The following is a 15,896-nucleotide window of genomic DNA, read 5'->3' as shown; positions in this document are numbered from 1 at the left end:
TCGCCAACCACGAACGGATCCTCCCATGGCAGCTTTCAAAACTCTCGACGACCTCAACGACATCGCCGGCAAGCGCGTTCTCGTCCGCGTCGATCTCAACGTTCCTGTCAAGGATGGCAAGGTCACGGACACAACCCGCATCGAGCGCGTCGCGCCGACGATCCTCGAACTGTCGAAAAAGGGCGCCAAGGTCATTCTGCTCGCCCATTTCGGCCGCCCGAAGGACGGTCCCTCGGCAGAATTCTCGCTTTCGCTGGTTGCCCCGTCCGTCGAACAGGTACTTGACCACGCCGTGCTGACGGCATCCGACTGCATCGGAGAGGCAGCGGCCTCCGCCATCGCAAAGATGAACAACGGCGATATCCTGCTCCTGGAAAACACCCGCTTCCACAAGGGCGAGGAAAAGAACGATCCTGATTTCACCAAGGCGCTCGCCGCAAACGGCGATATCTATGTGAACGACGCCTTCTCCGCGGCTCACCGCGCCCACTCCTCCACTGAAGGCCTTGCTCATCACCTGCCGGCCTATGCCGGCCGCACCATGCAGGCAGAGCTTGAAGCACTGGAAAAGGGCCTTGGAAACCCGATCCGTCCGGTCGTCGCCATCGTCGGCGGCGCCAAGGTCTCGACCAAGATCGACCTCCTGATGAACCTCGTGAAGAAAGTCGATGCGCTCGTCATCGGCGGCGGCATGGCCAACACCTTCATCGCCGCCCGTGGCACCAATGTCGGCAAGTCGCTCTGCGAGCATGATCTTGCCGAGACCGCCAAGCAGATCATGATCGAAGCCGCCACCGCCGGCTGTGCAATCGTTCTGCCGGAAGACGGCGTCGTCGCCCGCGAATTTAAGGCAGGTGCTGCCAACGAGACCGTCTCCATCGACGCCATTCCGGCCGATGCCATGGTCCTCGATGTCGGCCCGAAGTCCGTTGAGGCCGTCAAGGCATGGATCGAGCGCGCCACCACGCTCGTCTGGAACGGCCCGCTCGGCGCTTTTGAGATCGAGCCTTTCGATGCCGCCACCGTCGCCGCCGCAAAATATGCAGCCGAGCGCACCAAGACCGGCAAGCTTACGTCAGTCGCAGGCGGCGGTGACACGGTCTCTGCCCTCAATCACGCCGGCGTTGCCGAGGAATTTACCTATGTCTCGACCGCAGGCGGCGCCTTCCTCGAATGGATGGAAGGCAAGGAGCTGCCGGGTGTAGCCGTCCTTTCCCGCTGATCGAAGTCCGATTACGCAGGAATTCCAGAAAGATAGACCGTGGAAGCCACTCCGCCTCCGCGGTCTTTTGCTCAAAATGAGAAAAAATTCTCAAACTTTCAAACGATTGAAATCATTTCAATCGTTTCAGTGACTTAGCCCTCCATTTTTCTCCCTATAAACTTCTGTTATCCGGGATCTATATTACTAATCCCGCTGGGTTTTTATTGTGGAGAGAACGTGATGAGCGAACGACTGGAAGAAATTGCAGTGAAGATGGTTGCTGGCGGTCGGGGCCTGCTTGCAGCCGACGAATCGACCTCCACCATCAAGAAGCGTTTCGATACGATCAATCTTGAATCGACCGAAACCAGCCGCCGCGATTATCGCGAGATGCTCTTCCGATCGGAAGATGCAATGAAGAAGTACATTTCCGGCGTCATCCTTTATGAGGAAACGCTGTATCAGAAGGCAGCCGACGGCACGCCTTTCGTCGACATTATCAAGGCCGCCGACAGCATTCCGGGCATCAAGGTCGATATCGGTGCCAAGCCGATGGCCAAATTCCCAGGCGAAACCATCACCGAAGGTCTCGACGGCCTCGCAGACCGCCTTGCCAAATATTACGAAGCCGGCGCCCGCTTTGCCAAGTGGCGCGGTGTGATCGCCATCTCTGAGACCCTGCCAACCCGCGGTTCCGTGCGCGCGAACGCTCAGGCGCTGGCCCGCTATGCGGCACTCTGCCAGGAAGCCAGGATCGTGCCGATCGTCGAGCCGGAATGCCTGATGGATGGCAAGCCGGGCAACCACAATATCGACCGCTGCGCAGAAGTGACCGAATCCACGCTGCGCATCGTCTTCGAGGAATTGGCTGAAGCGCGTGTCAGCCTCGAAGGCATGATCCTCAAGCCAAACATGGTCATCGACGGCAAGAATGCCCGCAAGGCTTCCGTAGCCGAAGTCGCCGAGCGCACGGTGCAGGTCCTGAAGCGCACGGTTCCGTCTGCCGTCCCAGGCATCGCCTTCCTCTCCGGCGGCCAGACAACCGAAGAAGCGACCGCTCACCTCTCCGCCATTAACGGCTATGACCTGCCCTGGCTCGTCACCTTCTCCTATGGCCGCGCCCTGCAGGATAGCGCGCTCAAGACTTGGAACGGCAAGCAGGAAAACGTCGCCGCCGGCCAGCGCGAGTTCACGCATCGCGCTGAGATGAACAGCCTCGCCGCCAAGGGCAATTGGAAGGCCGAGCTCGAAAAGGCTGCATAAGCTTCTTGAGCATCGAAACACGCAGGCGGCGAGCATCTTCGCCGCCTGTTTTATTTTATGCGTATGTATCGCCACTACGATTTGTCACGGCGACAAGATAATCGTTCGCCGTAACCGCCGGCCTCGCTAATCATGGCACGTCAACCATCGGAGCCGCCATGAACAGTCTCTCTTACATCACCGTCGACGTCTTCACCTCAACCCGCTTCGAGGGCAATCCGCTTGCGGTCATGGCCGACGCAAGGGGCCTCGGCGATGCGGCAATGCAACAGATCGCCGCTGAATTCGGCTATTCCGAAGTCACCTTCGTGCTCCCGCCGGAGAACCCCGAAAATTCTGCAAGAGTGCGCATCTTCACACCGACGATGGAAGTACCGTTCGCCGGGCATCCCAATGTCGGCACCGCCTGTGTTCTCGGCCAGCAGAGCGAAATCTTCGGCCGTGCCATCGGCGATACGCTGCGGTTCGAGGAGAAGGCCGGTCTCGTGGAAGTGGCCTTGCAACGCAGCGAAGGCCGCGTCACCGCTGCAACCATCCGCGCTCCACGGCCGCTTCACACAGGAGAGACGATACCCGAATCAGTCATTGCAAGCTGCGTTTCCATTGATCCGGCCTCAATCCGCAAAAGCACCCATGCCCCGGTCTTTGCGTCGGTCGGTCTGAACTTCGCTGTTACAGAGCTCGAAAGCCTTGAGGCCCTTGCTGCGGCAAGCCCGAATATCAATGGCTTTCAGGCGGCGGCCAAGACCACGACCGGCAGCCATGATTTCTCCCTGTTCCTCTACGTCCGACCCGCGGCCACGCCGTGGAAAATCCGCGCCCGCATGTTCGCGCCGCTGGACAATGTCATCGAGGATCCGGCGACCGGCAGCGCATCGGCCGCTCTTTCCGCCTATCTCGTTTCGCTGCTGCCGGAGGCTAACATCAGCCAGCATATAACGATCGAACAGGGCGTCGAAATGGGTCGACGCAGTATCATTGAGCTCGATGTCGTCAAGAAAGCCGGCACCGTCACCGACGTGAGAATCTCCGGAAGCTGCGTGCCTGTTATGAAGGGCGAAATCATCCTACGGGACTGAACGTAGACATCACACTACAAAGTCGCGCGCCAGCAGCGCCACCGCCCAGATGGCAAAGGCAATCAACGCGATCTTCCAGAAATCCATCCGGCGGCGCAGTCCCGGATAACCCAGCGGCTTGATGACCTGGATCGCCATGGCAAGGATGAGCAGCAATGCTATCAACTTTGTCATGGCTTTATTTTTTCCATCTATCAGAATGTCACAGGACGGACATTTTTTCACGCGAACAGAGAATATCTACACGCCGTAAAGGCATTCCGGGGCACAATCAACATTCTTATGGACTGGGCAGATACAGGTCTTGCCTTATGTCCTTTTTCAAAGCGAACACGCCGAGTCTGGGGATATGACAAGAAATCTGCTGTCCGTCGCCGCGCTGCTCTTTGGCACGCTCTTCCTTTTCATGGGCAACGGATTGCAGGGCATTCTGCTTCCCGTGCGCGGAAATCTCGAAGGTTATGCAACGACGACGCTCGGCCTGCTCGGCACATCCTGGGCAGCGGGCTTCGTCATCGGCTGCCTCATCGCGCCGAAGATGGTACGGCGTGTCGGCCATGTGCGCGCCTTCTCCGGCTTCATCGCCATTATCGCCATCATCGCACTTGTGAGCGGCATCATCATCGACCCGGTCTGGTGGGTCGTCCTGCGTGCCGTCACCGGTTTCTCAACCGCCGGCACATCGATGATCATCGAAAGTTGGCTGAACGAGCGGGCGAACAATGAAAGCCGCGGCGCGATCTTCTCGCTTTATATCGGCATCACCCTGCTCGGCGTCGTAGGCGGTCAGCTGATGATCCCGCTGGAAGACGTGCGCACGCCGGCGCTCTTCATGATCTGCGGCATTTTTTATTGCATCGCCATGCTGCCGACGACGCTGTCGACCGCCGCTTCGCCGCAACCGCTGAAGGCGGTGAAGCTTGACCTGCCGGCCCTTTATCGCAATTCGCCCGTCTCCTGCCTGGGCATCCTTCTTGTCGGTATCGCCAATGGTGCCTATGGTACGCTCGGCGCTGTGTTCGGCGCAGGTGCCGGTCTCTCCGACACATTGATTGCGGTGATGATGAGCGCCACCATCTTTGCCGGTGCCATCATGCAGCTTCCGGCCGGGCGCCTCTCCGACCGTGTCGACCGCCGTTATGTGCTGGCTGCCATGTCGGCCATCGCGGCCCTTGCCGGCCTGCTGATTTTCCTGCTGCACCCCTCTTCGCCGGTTTTCCTGATCGGTCTCGTCATCCTCTACGGCGCCGTCGCCAATACGCTCTATCCGATCGCGGTCGCCCATGCGAACGACTTCGCCGCATCTGAGGATTTCGTGAAGGTTTCGGGCGGACTGCTCCTTCTCTACGGCATCGGCACCGTCATCGGCCCAACGATCGGCGGCCCGGTCATGTCCCTCATCAGCCCGCACGCGCTCTTCCTGGTAACCGCGCTTGCCCACCTTCTGGTCACCGCCTACGCCGTCATCAGAAGCCGCATCCGCGCCGCCGTTCCCGTAAGCGACCGCGATGCCTATACGACGATCCCGACGGCGACATCGCCGACGCTCACACCGCAAAGCATGTCGCTTGCCGATCGCGCCTCTAGCAAGTCTCCCGAAAGCGGTGATCCTGCTGTAAAGTTCGGCTGACGAACTGAAGCATCTCGCGCAAACTGTGCAGCGGTTTTGCGATAAACGATATGCATGGAGGCGGATCGGTAGATCACAGCACGCTTTAAAGGAGGAGCGACAATGAGCTTCATAGATGACGACAGGCCGCAGAAGAAGATCGCCCATGAGATCGGCTCCGATCTCTCCATGCTTTCGGTCGACGAGTTGAAGGCGCGTGTGGAACTCTTGAAAACCGAGATCGAGCGGCTCGAAGCCGAAACGGCCAAGAAGGCTTCTGGTCGATTAGCCGCGGAAAATCTTTTCCGATCATAAGACTGTGAAAGACCAATTATTGCTTCGAAATTACTTTCGCCAAGTCTTAAATTGGGACGATATTAATAAAAAATTAAGCTTTATGAGATATTACTCATACCGTCCAGTTTCTTCTGGACCTCAGACAGTTTTCCAAGCGGTGAATTGGTCTGATTTTTCTCCCTGTTTTACCTTGAGAGCCGCTTTTGCGGCTCTTCTTTTTGCGCTGCCCTACTCCTTTCCACGAAACTGTGGAGATTAACCTTTTCTTAAGAAACGCCTTGCGCATTTAGGCTAAAGATACCATCTTGAAATCATAAAGACCGGCCTCGGAAACTTTTCCGCGGAAACCGGCGTTACCTGATAGTAGATGCGTGCAACAGGGATTCTTTAGATGTCGGAACTTGGATTGAACACAATCAGTTTTGCGGGCCGCGCCGCCGCATCCTCGCAGTTCAAGACGCTGTATGCCGAAGGCATGTCACTGGTCGAAGAAACCGCATCCTACCTCGACGGCCAGGGCCGCGCAGCCTCAAAGGTGCTGCCGCGCATGGCCTCGGTTCTCTACGCGGCTGAATCGATGCGCCTGACCACCCGCCTCATGCAGATGGCCTCCTGGCTGCTGCTGCAGCGCGCCGTCAACAATGGTGAAATGTCCCGCGATCAGGTTCTGGCCGAAAAGAACAAGGTTCGCCTCGACGGCTTCAATGTCGACCGCAACGCTCCAGGCTGGGGCGATCTTCCGGAATCCTTCCGCGATCTCGTCGAACGTTCGCTCCGCCTGCAGAACCGCGTCGCCCTGCTCGACCGCGAAATCTATCGCCCGGCCGAAGCAACGATCGTTCCGGATAACCAGAACAGCGTCCAGGCCCAGCTCTCCCTGCTGCAGACGGCCTTCGGCAACAACTGATCTGACATTACAGACTTTGGTGAAATCGGCTGCGGCGACGCGGCCGGTTTTTTGTTTGCTCAGAGTACGGACCCGAAAAACAAAAAGCCCGACTTGAAGCCGGGCTTTTCCAAATTCCGTCGAACGGAAACGAATTAGAGGCCGAGGCCGCCGAAACGCTTGTTGAACTTCGAAACACGACCGCCACGATCCATGAGCTGCTGGTTGCCGCCTGTCCAGGCCGGGTGCGACTTGGAGTCGATTTCGAGGTTCATGACAGCGCCTTCCGAACCCCAGGTCGAGCGGGTTTCGTACTCGGTGCCATCGGTCATGACTACCTTGATGACGTGGTAGTCGGGATGGATGCCTTCCTTCATGACAATCTTCCTGCGATGCCGGGGTTCAATTTGCCGCAGACAGTTGCGGCGAAAGAACCGATTGAATAAATGAAGCCGCAGTCGTGAAGGCTACGGCTTCCCATTAGGATGCGGTGCCTATACATGAAGGGCGCCGGGATAACAAGGGCCAAGGAGCCGCAATACGCGGTCTTTGAAGGCGATCGGAGACGATTTGGCAGAGCAGGCAGAGCTTGGGGAGAAGAAGTCGCGTTCGTTAAGACCGCTCGGCAGATTAGGCCCCTATGTGGCACGCTATCGCGGCATGGTCGCAGGCGCTCTGATTGCGCTGGCTCTTGCCGCCATCACCTCGCTTGCCATACCGCTTGCCGTGCGCCGGATGATCGACCACGGCTTCACGCAGGCAGACGGCAGCTTCATCAACGGCTATTTCGCCATGCTGATGATCATGGCCATCGTGCTCGCCGTCGCCAGCGCCATGCGCTACTACTTCGTCATCACGATCGGCGAGCGGATCGTTTCCGACCTGCGCCGCGACGTCTTTTCACACGTCACGCGGCTGTCGCCTTCCTTCTTCGACATCAACCAGTCGGGCGAGATCGTTTCTCGGCTGACGGCCGATACGACGCAGATCAAATCCGCCGTCGGCGCGACGGCTTCCGTGGCACTCCGCAACCTGATCCTCTGTATCGGTGCGCTCGGCATGATGATCGTCACCTCGCCGAAGCTTTCCAGCCTCGTCATCGTCGCGATCCCTGTCATCGTCTTTCCTCTGGTTGGTGGCGGCCGCTCCGTGCGCAAGCGCTCCCGCGCTGCGCAGGATACGCTGGCGGAGGCTTCTGCTTTCGCCAGTGAAACAATTGGCGCAACCCGCACTGTCCAGGCCTTCAACGCCGAGACTGCCGCAGCCGACCGCTATGGCTCGGCGGTCGAATCCGCCTATCAAGCTGCACGCTCGGCCGTCTCGTCGCGCGCGTTGCTGACGGGTATTGCCATTACCCTCATCTTCGGCAGCGTCGTCGCCATCCTTTGGTTTGGCGCCCATAGCGTTCTCGCCGGTACGCTTTCAGCCGGTACGCTCGGTCAATTCTTGCTCTATGCCGTCATCGCTGCGGGCTCACTCGGCGCTTTGTCGGAAGTCTGGGGTGAGCTTTCGCAGGCGGCGGGCGCAGCCGACCGGCTGACCGAGCTTCTGGACGAGGTTTCACCGATCGCCGCTCCCGCAAACCCGCAACCGTTTCCCTCGCCTGCCCAGGGCCGCGTGGAATTCGGCGGCGTCCACTTCGCCTATCCGTCCCGTCCCGGAAAATCGGCCCTGCACGGCCTTGATTTTGCCGTCCTGCCGGGAGAAACGGTCGCGATCGTCGGCCCATCCGGCGCCGGCAAGAGCACGGTCTTCTCGCTCCTGCTGCGCTTCTATGATCCGCAACAGGGCAGCGTGAAAGTCGACGGCATCGACGCCCGCCAGGCAGATCCGGATGCCTTGCGCCGGCGCATCGCCATCGTGCCGCAGGATGTCACGATCTTCGCGGCCACGATCCATGACAACATCGCCTTCGGTGTCCAGGGCGCCACGCGCGAGCAGGTTCGCGCAGCGGCGATCGCAGCGCAGGCCGATGAATTCATCAATCGATTGGAAAAGGGTTACGACACTGAGGTCGGCGAACGCGGCATCACTTTGTCCGGCGGCCAGCGTCAGCGTATCGCCATTGCCCGTGCGATCCTGAAGAACGCACCTATCCTTCTGCTGGACGAAGCCACCTCGGCACTTGATGCCGAGAGCGAAACGTTGGTGCAAAGGGCGCTTGACGGGCTGATGCAAGGCCGCACCACACTGGTCATCGCCCATCGCCTCGCCACCGTTCTCAAAGCCGACCGCATTCTGGTCATGGATCAGGGCCGCGTGGTGGAGGAAGGCACGCATCAAAGCCTGATCCGCCAGGGCGGTATCTATGCGAAGCTTGCCCGCCTGCAGTTCGACGCGGCAAACGAGGATGCGTTGGCCGCCGCCAAGTAGGCTGCCGCGCGTCACATCGCGACTAAAGTCTCATTGGCGCACCTCCCGCTAACGGTTGCCTTTGCTGCAACCTGCCCTAACCTCCCTAAGCCCGTGGGTGGGGTCTTGCTGTTGAAATCTATGGGAGGAGATTCGAATGGCGTTTTCCAATATCAGCCGTCGCGCCAGTCTGGCGCTCGGCCTTGGCCTGCTTGCCGCCACTGCCGGCACGGCCGCACTGGCCGAGAGCTTTCCGGACCGGTCGATCACCATGGTCGTGCCCTTCGCCGCCGGCGGCTCGACCGATGTCGTCGCCCGCATCGTCGCGCAGAAAATGTCTGAAGACCTCGGCCAGCAGGTCATCGTGCAGAATGTCGCGGGGGCCGGTGGCAATCTAGGCGCCGGCAATGTCGCGCGCGCCGAACCGGATGGCTATACGATCCTGATGGGCACCGTCGCCACCCATGCCCTAAACCCGCTGATCCTGAAATCGACACCCTATGATGCCGAAAAGGATTTCGCGCCGATCTCGTTGCTCGTGATCGTTCCAAACGTCCTGGTCGTCAATCCGGAACTGCCAGTAAAGAATGTGCAGGAACTGATCGCTCTGCTGAAAGCCAATCCGGATAAATACAGCTACGCCTCATCCGGCAATGGTACGCCATTGCATCTGTCCGGCGAGCTCTTCAAGAGCATGGCGGGCGTCGACATGCAGCACATTCCCTATAAGGGTGCTGGTCCGGCGCTGAACGATGTCATTGGCAACCAGGTACCGATCATGTTCGACAACCTCCCCTCCTCGTCGAGCCACATCAAGGCCGGTACGCTGAGGGCTTTGGCCGTGACGACTGCCAAACGCGCGCCATCCTTCCCCGATATTCCGACCGTCGCGGAATCCGGCATACCAGGATACGAGACCTATACGTGGAACGCGCTCTTTGCGCCGGCCAACACGCCGGCCGATGTGGTCAGCCGCCTCAACGCCTCGGCCAACAAAGCGCTGACCGATCCGGCCGTTGCCGAGCGGATGAAGGAATTCAGCGCGACGATCGTCGGCTCTACGCCGGAAGAACTCAGCGCCCATGTGAAGGCCGAGCTTGCGAAATGGAAGCCGGTCGTCGATGGCGCCCATATTCAGATGGAGTGATCTTGGTGGAAGGGGGCGGCATTCATTAGCCGCATCTCATGCGCCCGACCGGAGGCAAATTGGACGCATCGGACTTGAATTCTAATTAAGGTAGTGGAAAACCTGAAAATTCTGGGCTAGCCTTCGGGATGCTGATGCACGATTTCAGCATACCAGGAGGGATCCATGTACAAATTCGAAATCTACAAGGACAAGGCCGGTGAATTCCGCTTCCGTTTCAAGGCGTCGAACGGCGAGACCATGTTCTTGTCCGAGGGCTATAAAGCGAAGGCATCCGCAGTGAACGCCATTGAATCCATCAAGAAGAATTCGCCCGGCGCGGATGTGGTGGACGAGACCAAGGCGGAAGCCTGACCGGAAGCGGAGGCGGCATCAGTCGCCTCCTACGCCTTCTTATTATCCTTCACGCATTTGCACCCTGAACTTTTCTCGACCGCGATGTCGAAATGAGGACTGCTGAAACCTCATTGTTTCGGAACGGCCCGAAGCCGCGCCACCGGAGCATTGCAGCTTTGGCGATTTCAGCCTTAGATGCTGCGGCCGGTCAAACGCCATCAGAGGATCAGGAGTTTCCGATGCAATACGCGCTTATCATCCGTGAATCTGCAGAAGATTTTGTCCGCCGCAGCGACCCAGCATATCGCGATGGCTGGACTGCCTATACCAAGGCCTTGATGCAGGCCGGGATCTTGACCGCCGGTGCCGGTCTAACCCCACCCGAGACCGGTACGATCGTGCGCCGCAAGGGCGACGATCATGACGTGCAGGACGGTCCATACCCGGAGGGCAAGGAATCGCTTGGCGGCTTCTACGTGATCGAGGTGCCGGATCTCGATACGGCGCTCGAATGGGCGACACGCGTCCCCGTCTCCGAACAGGGCTCCGTCGAAATACGGCCCCGGCTGCAGATCGCGTGAGGCCGTTGTGACATCAGATGCAGGGCGCGCCGCTGAAAAGGTGGCGCGCCAGTCCTATGGCAAGCTAATCGCCTTTCTTGCTGCGCGCTCGCGCGACGTGCCGGCAGCAGAAGATGCCCTGTGCGATGCACTGACGGCAGCACTGCGAACCTGGCCCGAGCGCGGCATTCCTGACAATCCCGAGGCCTGGTTGCTCACTGCCGCCCGCCGCAACCTCATACAGGCCGCCCGCTATCGAAATGTGCGCGACAATGCTCGCAGAATGGTTGCACTGGCCTTCGAGGAGGCCGAAGAGCGCATGAACAACATTGAAAATGCCGTCTTCCCCGATGAACGGCTGAAACTGCTTTTTGCATGTACGCACCCGGCAATCGACAGGTCGGTCCACACCCCGCTGATGCTCCAGACCGTGCTCGGCGTCGACGCAAAAACCATGGCGCGGGCCTTCGTCGTTTCACCGGATGCCATGAGCCAGCGGCTCGTGCGGGCCAAGGTGAAAATTCGCGATGCCGGTATTCCCTTCGCCGTTCCTGAACAGCACCTGCTGCCGGAGCGACTGGCGAGCGTTCTCTCGGCGATCTATGCCGCCTATGGCTTGGGCTGGGATGGACTTGATGGCGGCGAAGACAGCCGCATGGGCCTGACCGGCGAAGCCATCTGGCTTGGCCGTACGCTCATGGCGATCCTGCCGGACGAGTCCGAAGTCATGGGCCTGCTCTCGCTGATGCTTTACTGCGAGGCGAGACGCAGCGCGCGGCGAAGCATCGATGGCGCCTACATACCGCTTGAGGAGCAGGAAACCGGCCGATGGAATGAAATCATGATGGCCGAAGCCGATGCGCTGCTACGCAAGGCTGGCACTTTCGATCGTTTCGGCCCGTTCCAATGCCAGGCGGCGATCCAGTCTGTTCACGCCACACGCCGCCGGACGGGTACAACGGATTGGCAAGCCCTCGTCACGCTCTATCAGGCGCTGATCGCGATGAAACCGACACTGGGTGCAAAGGTCAGCCATGCTGCCGTCATCGGCAGGTCAGAAGGTGCGGCCTCCGCTCTCGCCATGCTGGACAGCCTGGAGCAGCGGGCCATTGCCAGCTACCAGCCCTACTGGGCGGTGCGCGCACATCTGCTCTTGGAACTCGGCGAAAACGATGCCGGTGCGGAAGCCTGCAGGATTGCGATCGGCCTGAGCGATAGTCCGGCCGTCAGGAACTTCCTCACCGGCAAGCTTGAAACCGTTATTTCTCGGTCAGCTTGAGTTCGATACGGCGGTTCGTAGCTCGAGCTTCCGGCGTATCGCCAGGTGCAATCGGCTGGAATTCGCCAAAGCCTGCTGCCACTAGCCGGTCGGCCGGGACGCCCTGGGCGATCAGGAACTTGACGACCGAAATCGCACGGGCGGATGAAAGCTCCCAGTTGTCGCGATAGCGGCCCGTGCCCGACAGCGCAACATTGTCCGTATGCCCATCGACGCGCAGCACCCAGTTAATCTCAGGCGGAATTTCCTTGGCGAGATCGAGCAGGGCCGCGGCAAGCTTTGCCATTTCCGCCTGACCGTCTGGATTGAGATCGGCTCCGCCGGATGGGAACAGCACTTCCGACTGGAAGACGAAACGGTCGCCGACGACACGGATGTTCTCGCGATCGGAGAGGATCTCCCGCAGCCGGCCGAAGAAGTCCGACCTGTAACGGTTGAGTTCCTGCACGCGCGCGGCCAGCGCTACGTTCAACCGACGGCCGAGATCGGCGATCTTGGCCTGCGAGGTCTGATCCTTTTCCTCGGAGGCCTGAAGTGCTGCCTCGACCGCAGCAATCTGGCTGCGCAGGGCGGCGATCTGCTGGTTGAGAAGTTCGACCTGGCTCAAAGCCCGATCGCTCACCTGTTTCTGCTCGTCGAGCTGCTGCGTCAGCGTTCCGATCTGCTGCTTTGCTGCATCCTGGCCGCCGGCGCCGGCACTGAGAAGCGCCTGCAGGCGTGAACGTTCGCCCTCAGCATTTGCCAGCGAAGCCTGCAGATTGGCAACGGAATCCTGAAGATCCTGATTGCTACCCTTTTCCAGGGCTAGCAACTGCGTGAGTTCATTGATCTGGCTGTTGAGGCGTGTCAGCACCTCGTCACGGCCGCTGATTTCGCGGCTGAGGATGAACTGACCAACGACAAAGACGGTGAGGATGAACATGATCGCGATGAGCAGCGTCGACAGTGCATCGACGAAGCCTGGCCAATAGTCCACCGCGCGTTGGTGCCGCCGGTTGCGGGCAAGAGGCATCCTTTACTTGCCTCCGCTCTTTTCAACCTGACTGGTCCGCTCGCGCGGTCTCTCGCTGCCGCGATCCTGCATACCGATGCGCTCGGCCAGACGGTCGAGCGTCCGGCGCATCGCCTTTGCCTCGTCCTGTTGTACCTCGATCCAGTCGCGCAACATCTGCTGCTCGTTACGCATGTTCTTGACAAGGCCCTGGATGCCTTCGGCAAGGCTCGCCATGGCCGCAACCGACCGCTGGCTGGCCGGTCCTCCTTCTTCGGCGACCTTTCGCAGATATTCCGAGAGCACCTTTATATCTTCCGACGAGCCGCCGGAGACGGCATCGAGCGCCGGCACCGGAACGTCCGAGCCGACATCGGTAACGGAGGAGAGCCAGTTTTCCAGTTCCGTGTAAAAACGGTTCTGCGCGCGGCCGGCCTGCAGATCGAGGAAGCCGAGGATCAGCGAACCCGAAAGGCCGAGCAGCGATGACGAGAAAGCCTGGCCCATGCCGGAAAGCGGCGTTGCGAGCCCTTCCTTCAGCGTCGAGAGCACATCGCCGGTACCGTTCGAGCCGGCATCGAGCGACTGGATGACTGAGCTGATTGAGCCGATCGTGCCGATAAGACCCCAGAAAGTGCCTAGCAAACCGAGGAAGACGAGAAGGCCGATGAGATAGCGGGAAACGTCGCGTGATTCGTCGAGACGATTGGCGATGGAATCCAGAATCGAGCGCAGAGCCGTGGTCGACAATGCGACTCCGGACTTACGGTTGCCGATCAGCGCCCGCATCGGTGCGAGCAGCCGCGGATTGCGATTCACCTTATCGACGCTGCCAGCGGCGCGGAAAGAATTGAACCAGCGCACTTCAGGACGGAGCGACAGAACATGGTTGAAAACGAGAATGATTCCAACGGCAAGAACGCCGAGGATGAGACCGTTCAGCCCTGGATTATGCATGAAGGCAGTCTGCGTCTGCCGGAACAGGATCGCCGCTATGAAGCCCACGATGATGAGGAATAAGGACATTGTCCAGAAGAACGACATGGGACTGGAGAGTTTGTAGGCATAGCCATCCGTGGTCTTCTCGGTCGAGCCGAACTCGGCCACATTCACATTTTCCATAGGTTCCTCGGCCTCCGGACTAATTGCAGCCGGAGACTAGATCAACATTGTGCCGAATTGAAGTATGCGCCGCCGAAAAGCGGGACTTTACAACAGCCTGTTTCCGATACCGCTCAGCGGGTAGGAACCGGCCGCTTGACGACTTCCATCAAGGCCTTCTGGATGTGCTCGTTACCGGCGATGATCGCACCCGTTTCCAGTATCGCGGTGCCGCCGTCCCAGTCGGTCGCAAAACCGCCTGCTTCGCGGATGAGCAGGATCCCGGCTGCCATGTCCCAAGGCGACAGCGCCGCTTCCCAGAAGCCGTCGAAACGGCCGGCAGCGACATAGGCAAGATCGAGCGAGACCGCACCCATGCGGCGGATGCCGGCGACTTCGCCCATCACGTGACGCAGCTCGATGAGGAACTTGCCGTGGTTGCCACGACCGAGATGCGGTACGCCGCAGCCGATGACGCTGTCGGAGAGTACCCGCCGCGACGCGACACGCAGGCGGCGGTCGTTCAGGAATGCGCCGCCGCCGCGTTCGGCAGTGTAAAGCTCATCCGTTGCCGGATTGAAGATCACGCCCGCGACAATTTCATTGTTGCGCTCGAGCGCGATCGAAACCGCAAAAGCCGGAATGCCATGCAGGAAGTTGGTCGTGCCGTCGAGCGGATCGACGATCCAGCGATGCGCGCCGTCCGTACCCTTGATCTCTTCGCTCTCCTCGCCAAGAAAACCATAGGTCGGACGCGCCTTGAGAAGCTCTTCCTTGACGATCTTCTCGGCCTTGCGGTCGGCATTGGAGACGAAATCGCCCGGCCCCTTCACAGATACCTGCAGGTTCTGCACTTCTCCAAAATCACGCCCCAGCGACTTGCCTGCCTTGATGGCAGCCTGAACCATGACATTGAGAAGAGCTGAACGGGCCATGTGGGCATTTTCCTTGGATAATACGGGACGCGCTGTCAGGGGCGGGATGTGTCCCTGAACGCCGGAAGTGACAGCGCTGCATAGATTGGCGGCCTCAAGACCACAAAATCGGGAAAATTTCAAGGGGAATGCCGCATGGCCGGGTTGCAGCGTCGAAATACAGTTCTTATTTATTCTGGACAGATTGATCCAGAAAGCATATTTAACGGTCATGGCAAGACACAAGGAATTCGATCGCGACACTGCCCTCAAGGCCGCCATCACCGTGTTTACCGAACATGGCTACGAGGGCACGTCCACGGATGCGCTGCTGTCCGCAATGAAGATCAGCCGCCAAAGCATGTACGACACCTTCGGTGACAAGCGCAGCCTCTACCTAGCAGCGCTCGACCGCTACAACAGTGATAGCGTGTCTGCGCTCCTGGCCGACCTGCAGCGCGATGGAACACCGTTGAAAGCTCTGGAGGAAACGCTCATTGCCTTTGCCTCCCGACCCGAGACCGAAGCCGGCCGCGGTTGCCTGGGTGTCAGCGCCGTCTGCGAATTCGGCCGCACGGACAGCGAAGTGTCAGCGCTGACGGATAAAGCATCCCGCCGGCTTTCCGCTGCCATACAGACGATTCTTGAGGAAGGTCAGGGGCGAGGCGAGATTGGAACGGACATCGATACAACCGATGCAGTCCAGTTTCTCGGCTCGACGCTGTCGGGCATGAAGGTCAGCGCCCGCAACGGCGCCTCTCCCGAAACACTCCGCGGCATAGCCCGCCTCGCCATCCGAAGCCTTCGGTAAGACAACACACTCCTAAACCATCCGCATTTCCAATTATAGATCAATCAGTCCAAAAAAGAAAGGAAAC

Annotated in this window: 17 protein-coding genes; 12 read left to right on the top strand and 5 right to left on the bottom strand. The window is 59.5% G+C overall.

What is annotated here, in order from left to right; translation table 11 throughout:
• The first annotated feature begins 25 nt into the window (after positions 1-25).
• The 3 genes from FHX08_RS28965 (at position 26) to FHX08_RS28955 (ending at position 3,546) form a co-directional block, all read left to right on the top strand.
• Entirely contained in the window at positions 26-1,222 is a 1,197-nt protein-coding gene (locus FHX08_RS28965; RefSeq protein ID WP_132656952.1) for a phosphoglycerate kinase, read from the top strand.
• 222 nt (positions 1,223-1,444) lie between these two features.
• A complete protein-coding gene (locus FHX08_RS28960) occupies positions 1,445-2,467 on the top strand; it encodes a class I fructose-bisphosphate aldolase (protein WP_184328104.1) in 1,023 nt (340 codons plus the stop codon).
• 158 nt (positions 2,468-2,625) lie between these two features.
• Positions 2,626-3,546 carry a PhzF family phenazine biosynthesis protein gene (locus FHX08_RS28955; protein WP_184328103.1) on the top strand — a complete coding sequence of 307 codons (921 nt, stop codon included), beginning with the start codon at positions 2,626-2,628 and terminating at the stop codon, positions 3,544-3,546.
• 9 nt (positions 3,547-3,555) lie between these two features.
• Here FHX08_RS28955 and FHX08_RS28950 read toward each other — a convergent pair whose 3' ends face one another.
• Positions 3,556-3,720 carry a hypothetical protein gene (locus tag FHX08_RS28950; RefSeq protein WP_165911954.1) on the bottom strand — a complete coding sequence of 55 codons (165 nt, stop codon included), beginning with the start codon at positions 3,718-3,720 and terminating at the stop codon, positions 3,556-3,558.
• A 175-nt stretch (positions 3,721-3,895) separates the two neighbouring features.
• Here FHX08_RS28950 and FHX08_RS28945 point away from each other — a divergent pair, with 175 nt between their 5' ends.
• The 3 genes from FHX08_RS28945 to FHX08_RS28935 all read left to right on the top strand — a co-directional run bounded on the left by FHX08_RS28945 (position 3,896) and on the right by FHX08_RS28935 (position 6,359).
• Positions 3,896-5,176, top strand: a complete 1,281-nt coding sequence (locus tag FHX08_RS28945) for an MFS transporter (protein WP_132656955.1) — start codon at positions 3,896-3,898, stop codon at positions 5,174-5,176.
• A 102-nt stretch (positions 5,177-5,278) separates the two neighbouring features.
• Positions 5,279-5,470, top strand: coding sequence for a DUF1192 domain-containing protein (locus FHX08_RS28940; protein WP_132656956.1), 192 nt, complete (start codon positions 5,279-5,281; stop codon positions 5,468-5,470).
• Positions 5,471-5,843: 373 nt separating this feature from the next.
• Entirely contained in the window at positions 5,844-6,359 is a 516-nt protein-coding gene (locus FHX08_RS28935) for a DUF1465 family protein (RefSeq protein WP_132656957.1), read from the top strand.
• A 134-nt stretch (positions 6,360-6,493) separates the two neighbouring features.
• On the opposite strand, the gene rpmE is transcribed toward FHX08_RS28935, so the two are convergent.
• Positions 6,494-6,715: a 50S ribosomal protein L31 gene (gene rpmE, locus FHX08_RS28930; protein ID WP_007826526.1), complete on the bottom strand. Its 222-nt coding sequence runs from the start codon at positions 6,713-6,715 to the stop codon at positions 6,494-6,496.
• A gap of 193 nt (positions 6,716-6,908) precedes the next feature.
• On the opposite strand from rpmE, the gene FHX08_RS28925 reads away from it, so the two are divergent.
• The 5 genes from FHX08_RS28925 to FHX08_RS28905 all read left to right on the top strand — a co-directional run bounded on the left by FHX08_RS28925 (position 6,909) and on the right by FHX08_RS28905 (position 12,012).
• Positions 6,909-8,711 (top strand): ABC transporter transmembrane domain-containing protein, encoded by a 1,803-nt coding sequence (locus tag FHX08_RS28925; protein ID WP_132656958.1) that lies wholly within the window; start codon positions 6,909-6,911, stop codon positions 8,709-8,711.
• Positions 8,712-8,847: 136 nt separating this feature from the next.
• Positions 8,848-9,837: a Bug family tripartite tricarboxylate transporter substrate binding protein gene (locus FHX08_RS28920; RefSeq protein WP_132656959.1), complete on the top strand. Its 990-nt coding sequence runs from the start codon at positions 8,848-8,850 to the stop codon at positions 9,835-9,837.
• Positions 9,838-10,002: 165 nt separating this feature from the next.
• Positions 10,003-10,191 carry a YegP family protein gene (locus FHX08_RS28915; protein WP_132656960.1) on the top strand — a complete coding sequence of 63 codons (189 nt, stop codon included), beginning with the start codon at positions 10,003-10,005 and terminating at the stop codon, positions 10,189-10,191.
• A 221-nt stretch (positions 10,192-10,412) separates the two neighbouring features.
• Positions 10,413-10,754 (top strand): YciI family protein, encoded by a 342-nt coding sequence (locus FHX08_RS28910; RefSeq protein WP_132656961.1) that lies wholly within the window; start codon positions 10,413-10,415, stop codon positions 10,752-10,754.
• A 7-nt stretch (positions 10,755-10,761) separates the two neighbouring features.
• The gene (locus FHX08_RS28905) at positions 10,762-12,012 is read left to right on the top strand and encodes an RNA polymerase sigma factor (protein ID WP_132656962.1); all 1,251 of its coding nucleotides are present in this window, start codon (positions 10,762-10,764) and stop codon (positions 12,010-12,012) included.
• Here FHX08_RS28905 and FHX08_RS28900 read toward each other — a convergent pair.
• The 3 genes from FHX08_RS28900 to FHX08_RS28890 all read right to left on the bottom strand — a co-directional run bounded on the left by FHX08_RS28900 (position 11,993) and on the right by FHX08_RS28890 (position 15,039).
• Complete coding sequence (locus tag FHX08_RS28900) at positions 11,993-13,024, bottom strand: peptidoglycan -binding protein (protein WP_132656963.1); 1,032 nt, start codon at positions 13,022-13,024, stop codon at positions 11,993-11,995. The genes FHX08_RS28905 and FHX08_RS28900 overlap by 20 nt on opposite strands.
• A gap of 3 nt (positions 13,025-13,027) precedes the next feature.
• Entirely contained in the window at positions 13,028-14,125 is a 1,098-nt protein-coding gene (locus FHX08_RS28895; RefSeq protein WP_132656964.1) for a MotA/TolQ/ExbB proton channel family protein, read from the bottom strand.
• Positions 14,126-14,238: 113 nt separating this feature from the next.
• Positions 14,239-15,039: an inositol monophosphatase family protein gene (locus FHX08_RS28890; RefSeq protein ID WP_132656965.1), complete on the bottom strand. Its 801-nt coding sequence runs from the start codon at positions 15,037-15,039 to the stop codon at positions 14,239-14,241.
• Positions 15,040-15,250: 211 nt separating this feature from the next.
• On the opposite strand from FHX08_RS28890, the gene FHX08_RS28885 reads away from it, so the two are divergent.
• Positions 15,251-15,829 (top strand): TetR/AcrR family transcriptional regulator, encoded by a 579-nt coding sequence (locus FHX08_RS28885; protein WP_132656966.1) that lies wholly within the window; start codon positions 15,251-15,253, stop codon positions 15,827-15,829.
• Positions 15,830-15,896 lie beyond the last annotated feature (67 nt).

Source organism: Rhizobium sp. BK529, from assembly GCF_014194105.1.
Lineage (GTDB): Bacteria > Pseudomonadota > Alphaproteobacteria > Rhizobiales > Rhizobiaceae > Rhizobium.
This window is presented reverse-complemented; position numbering and strand designations above follow the sequence as displayed.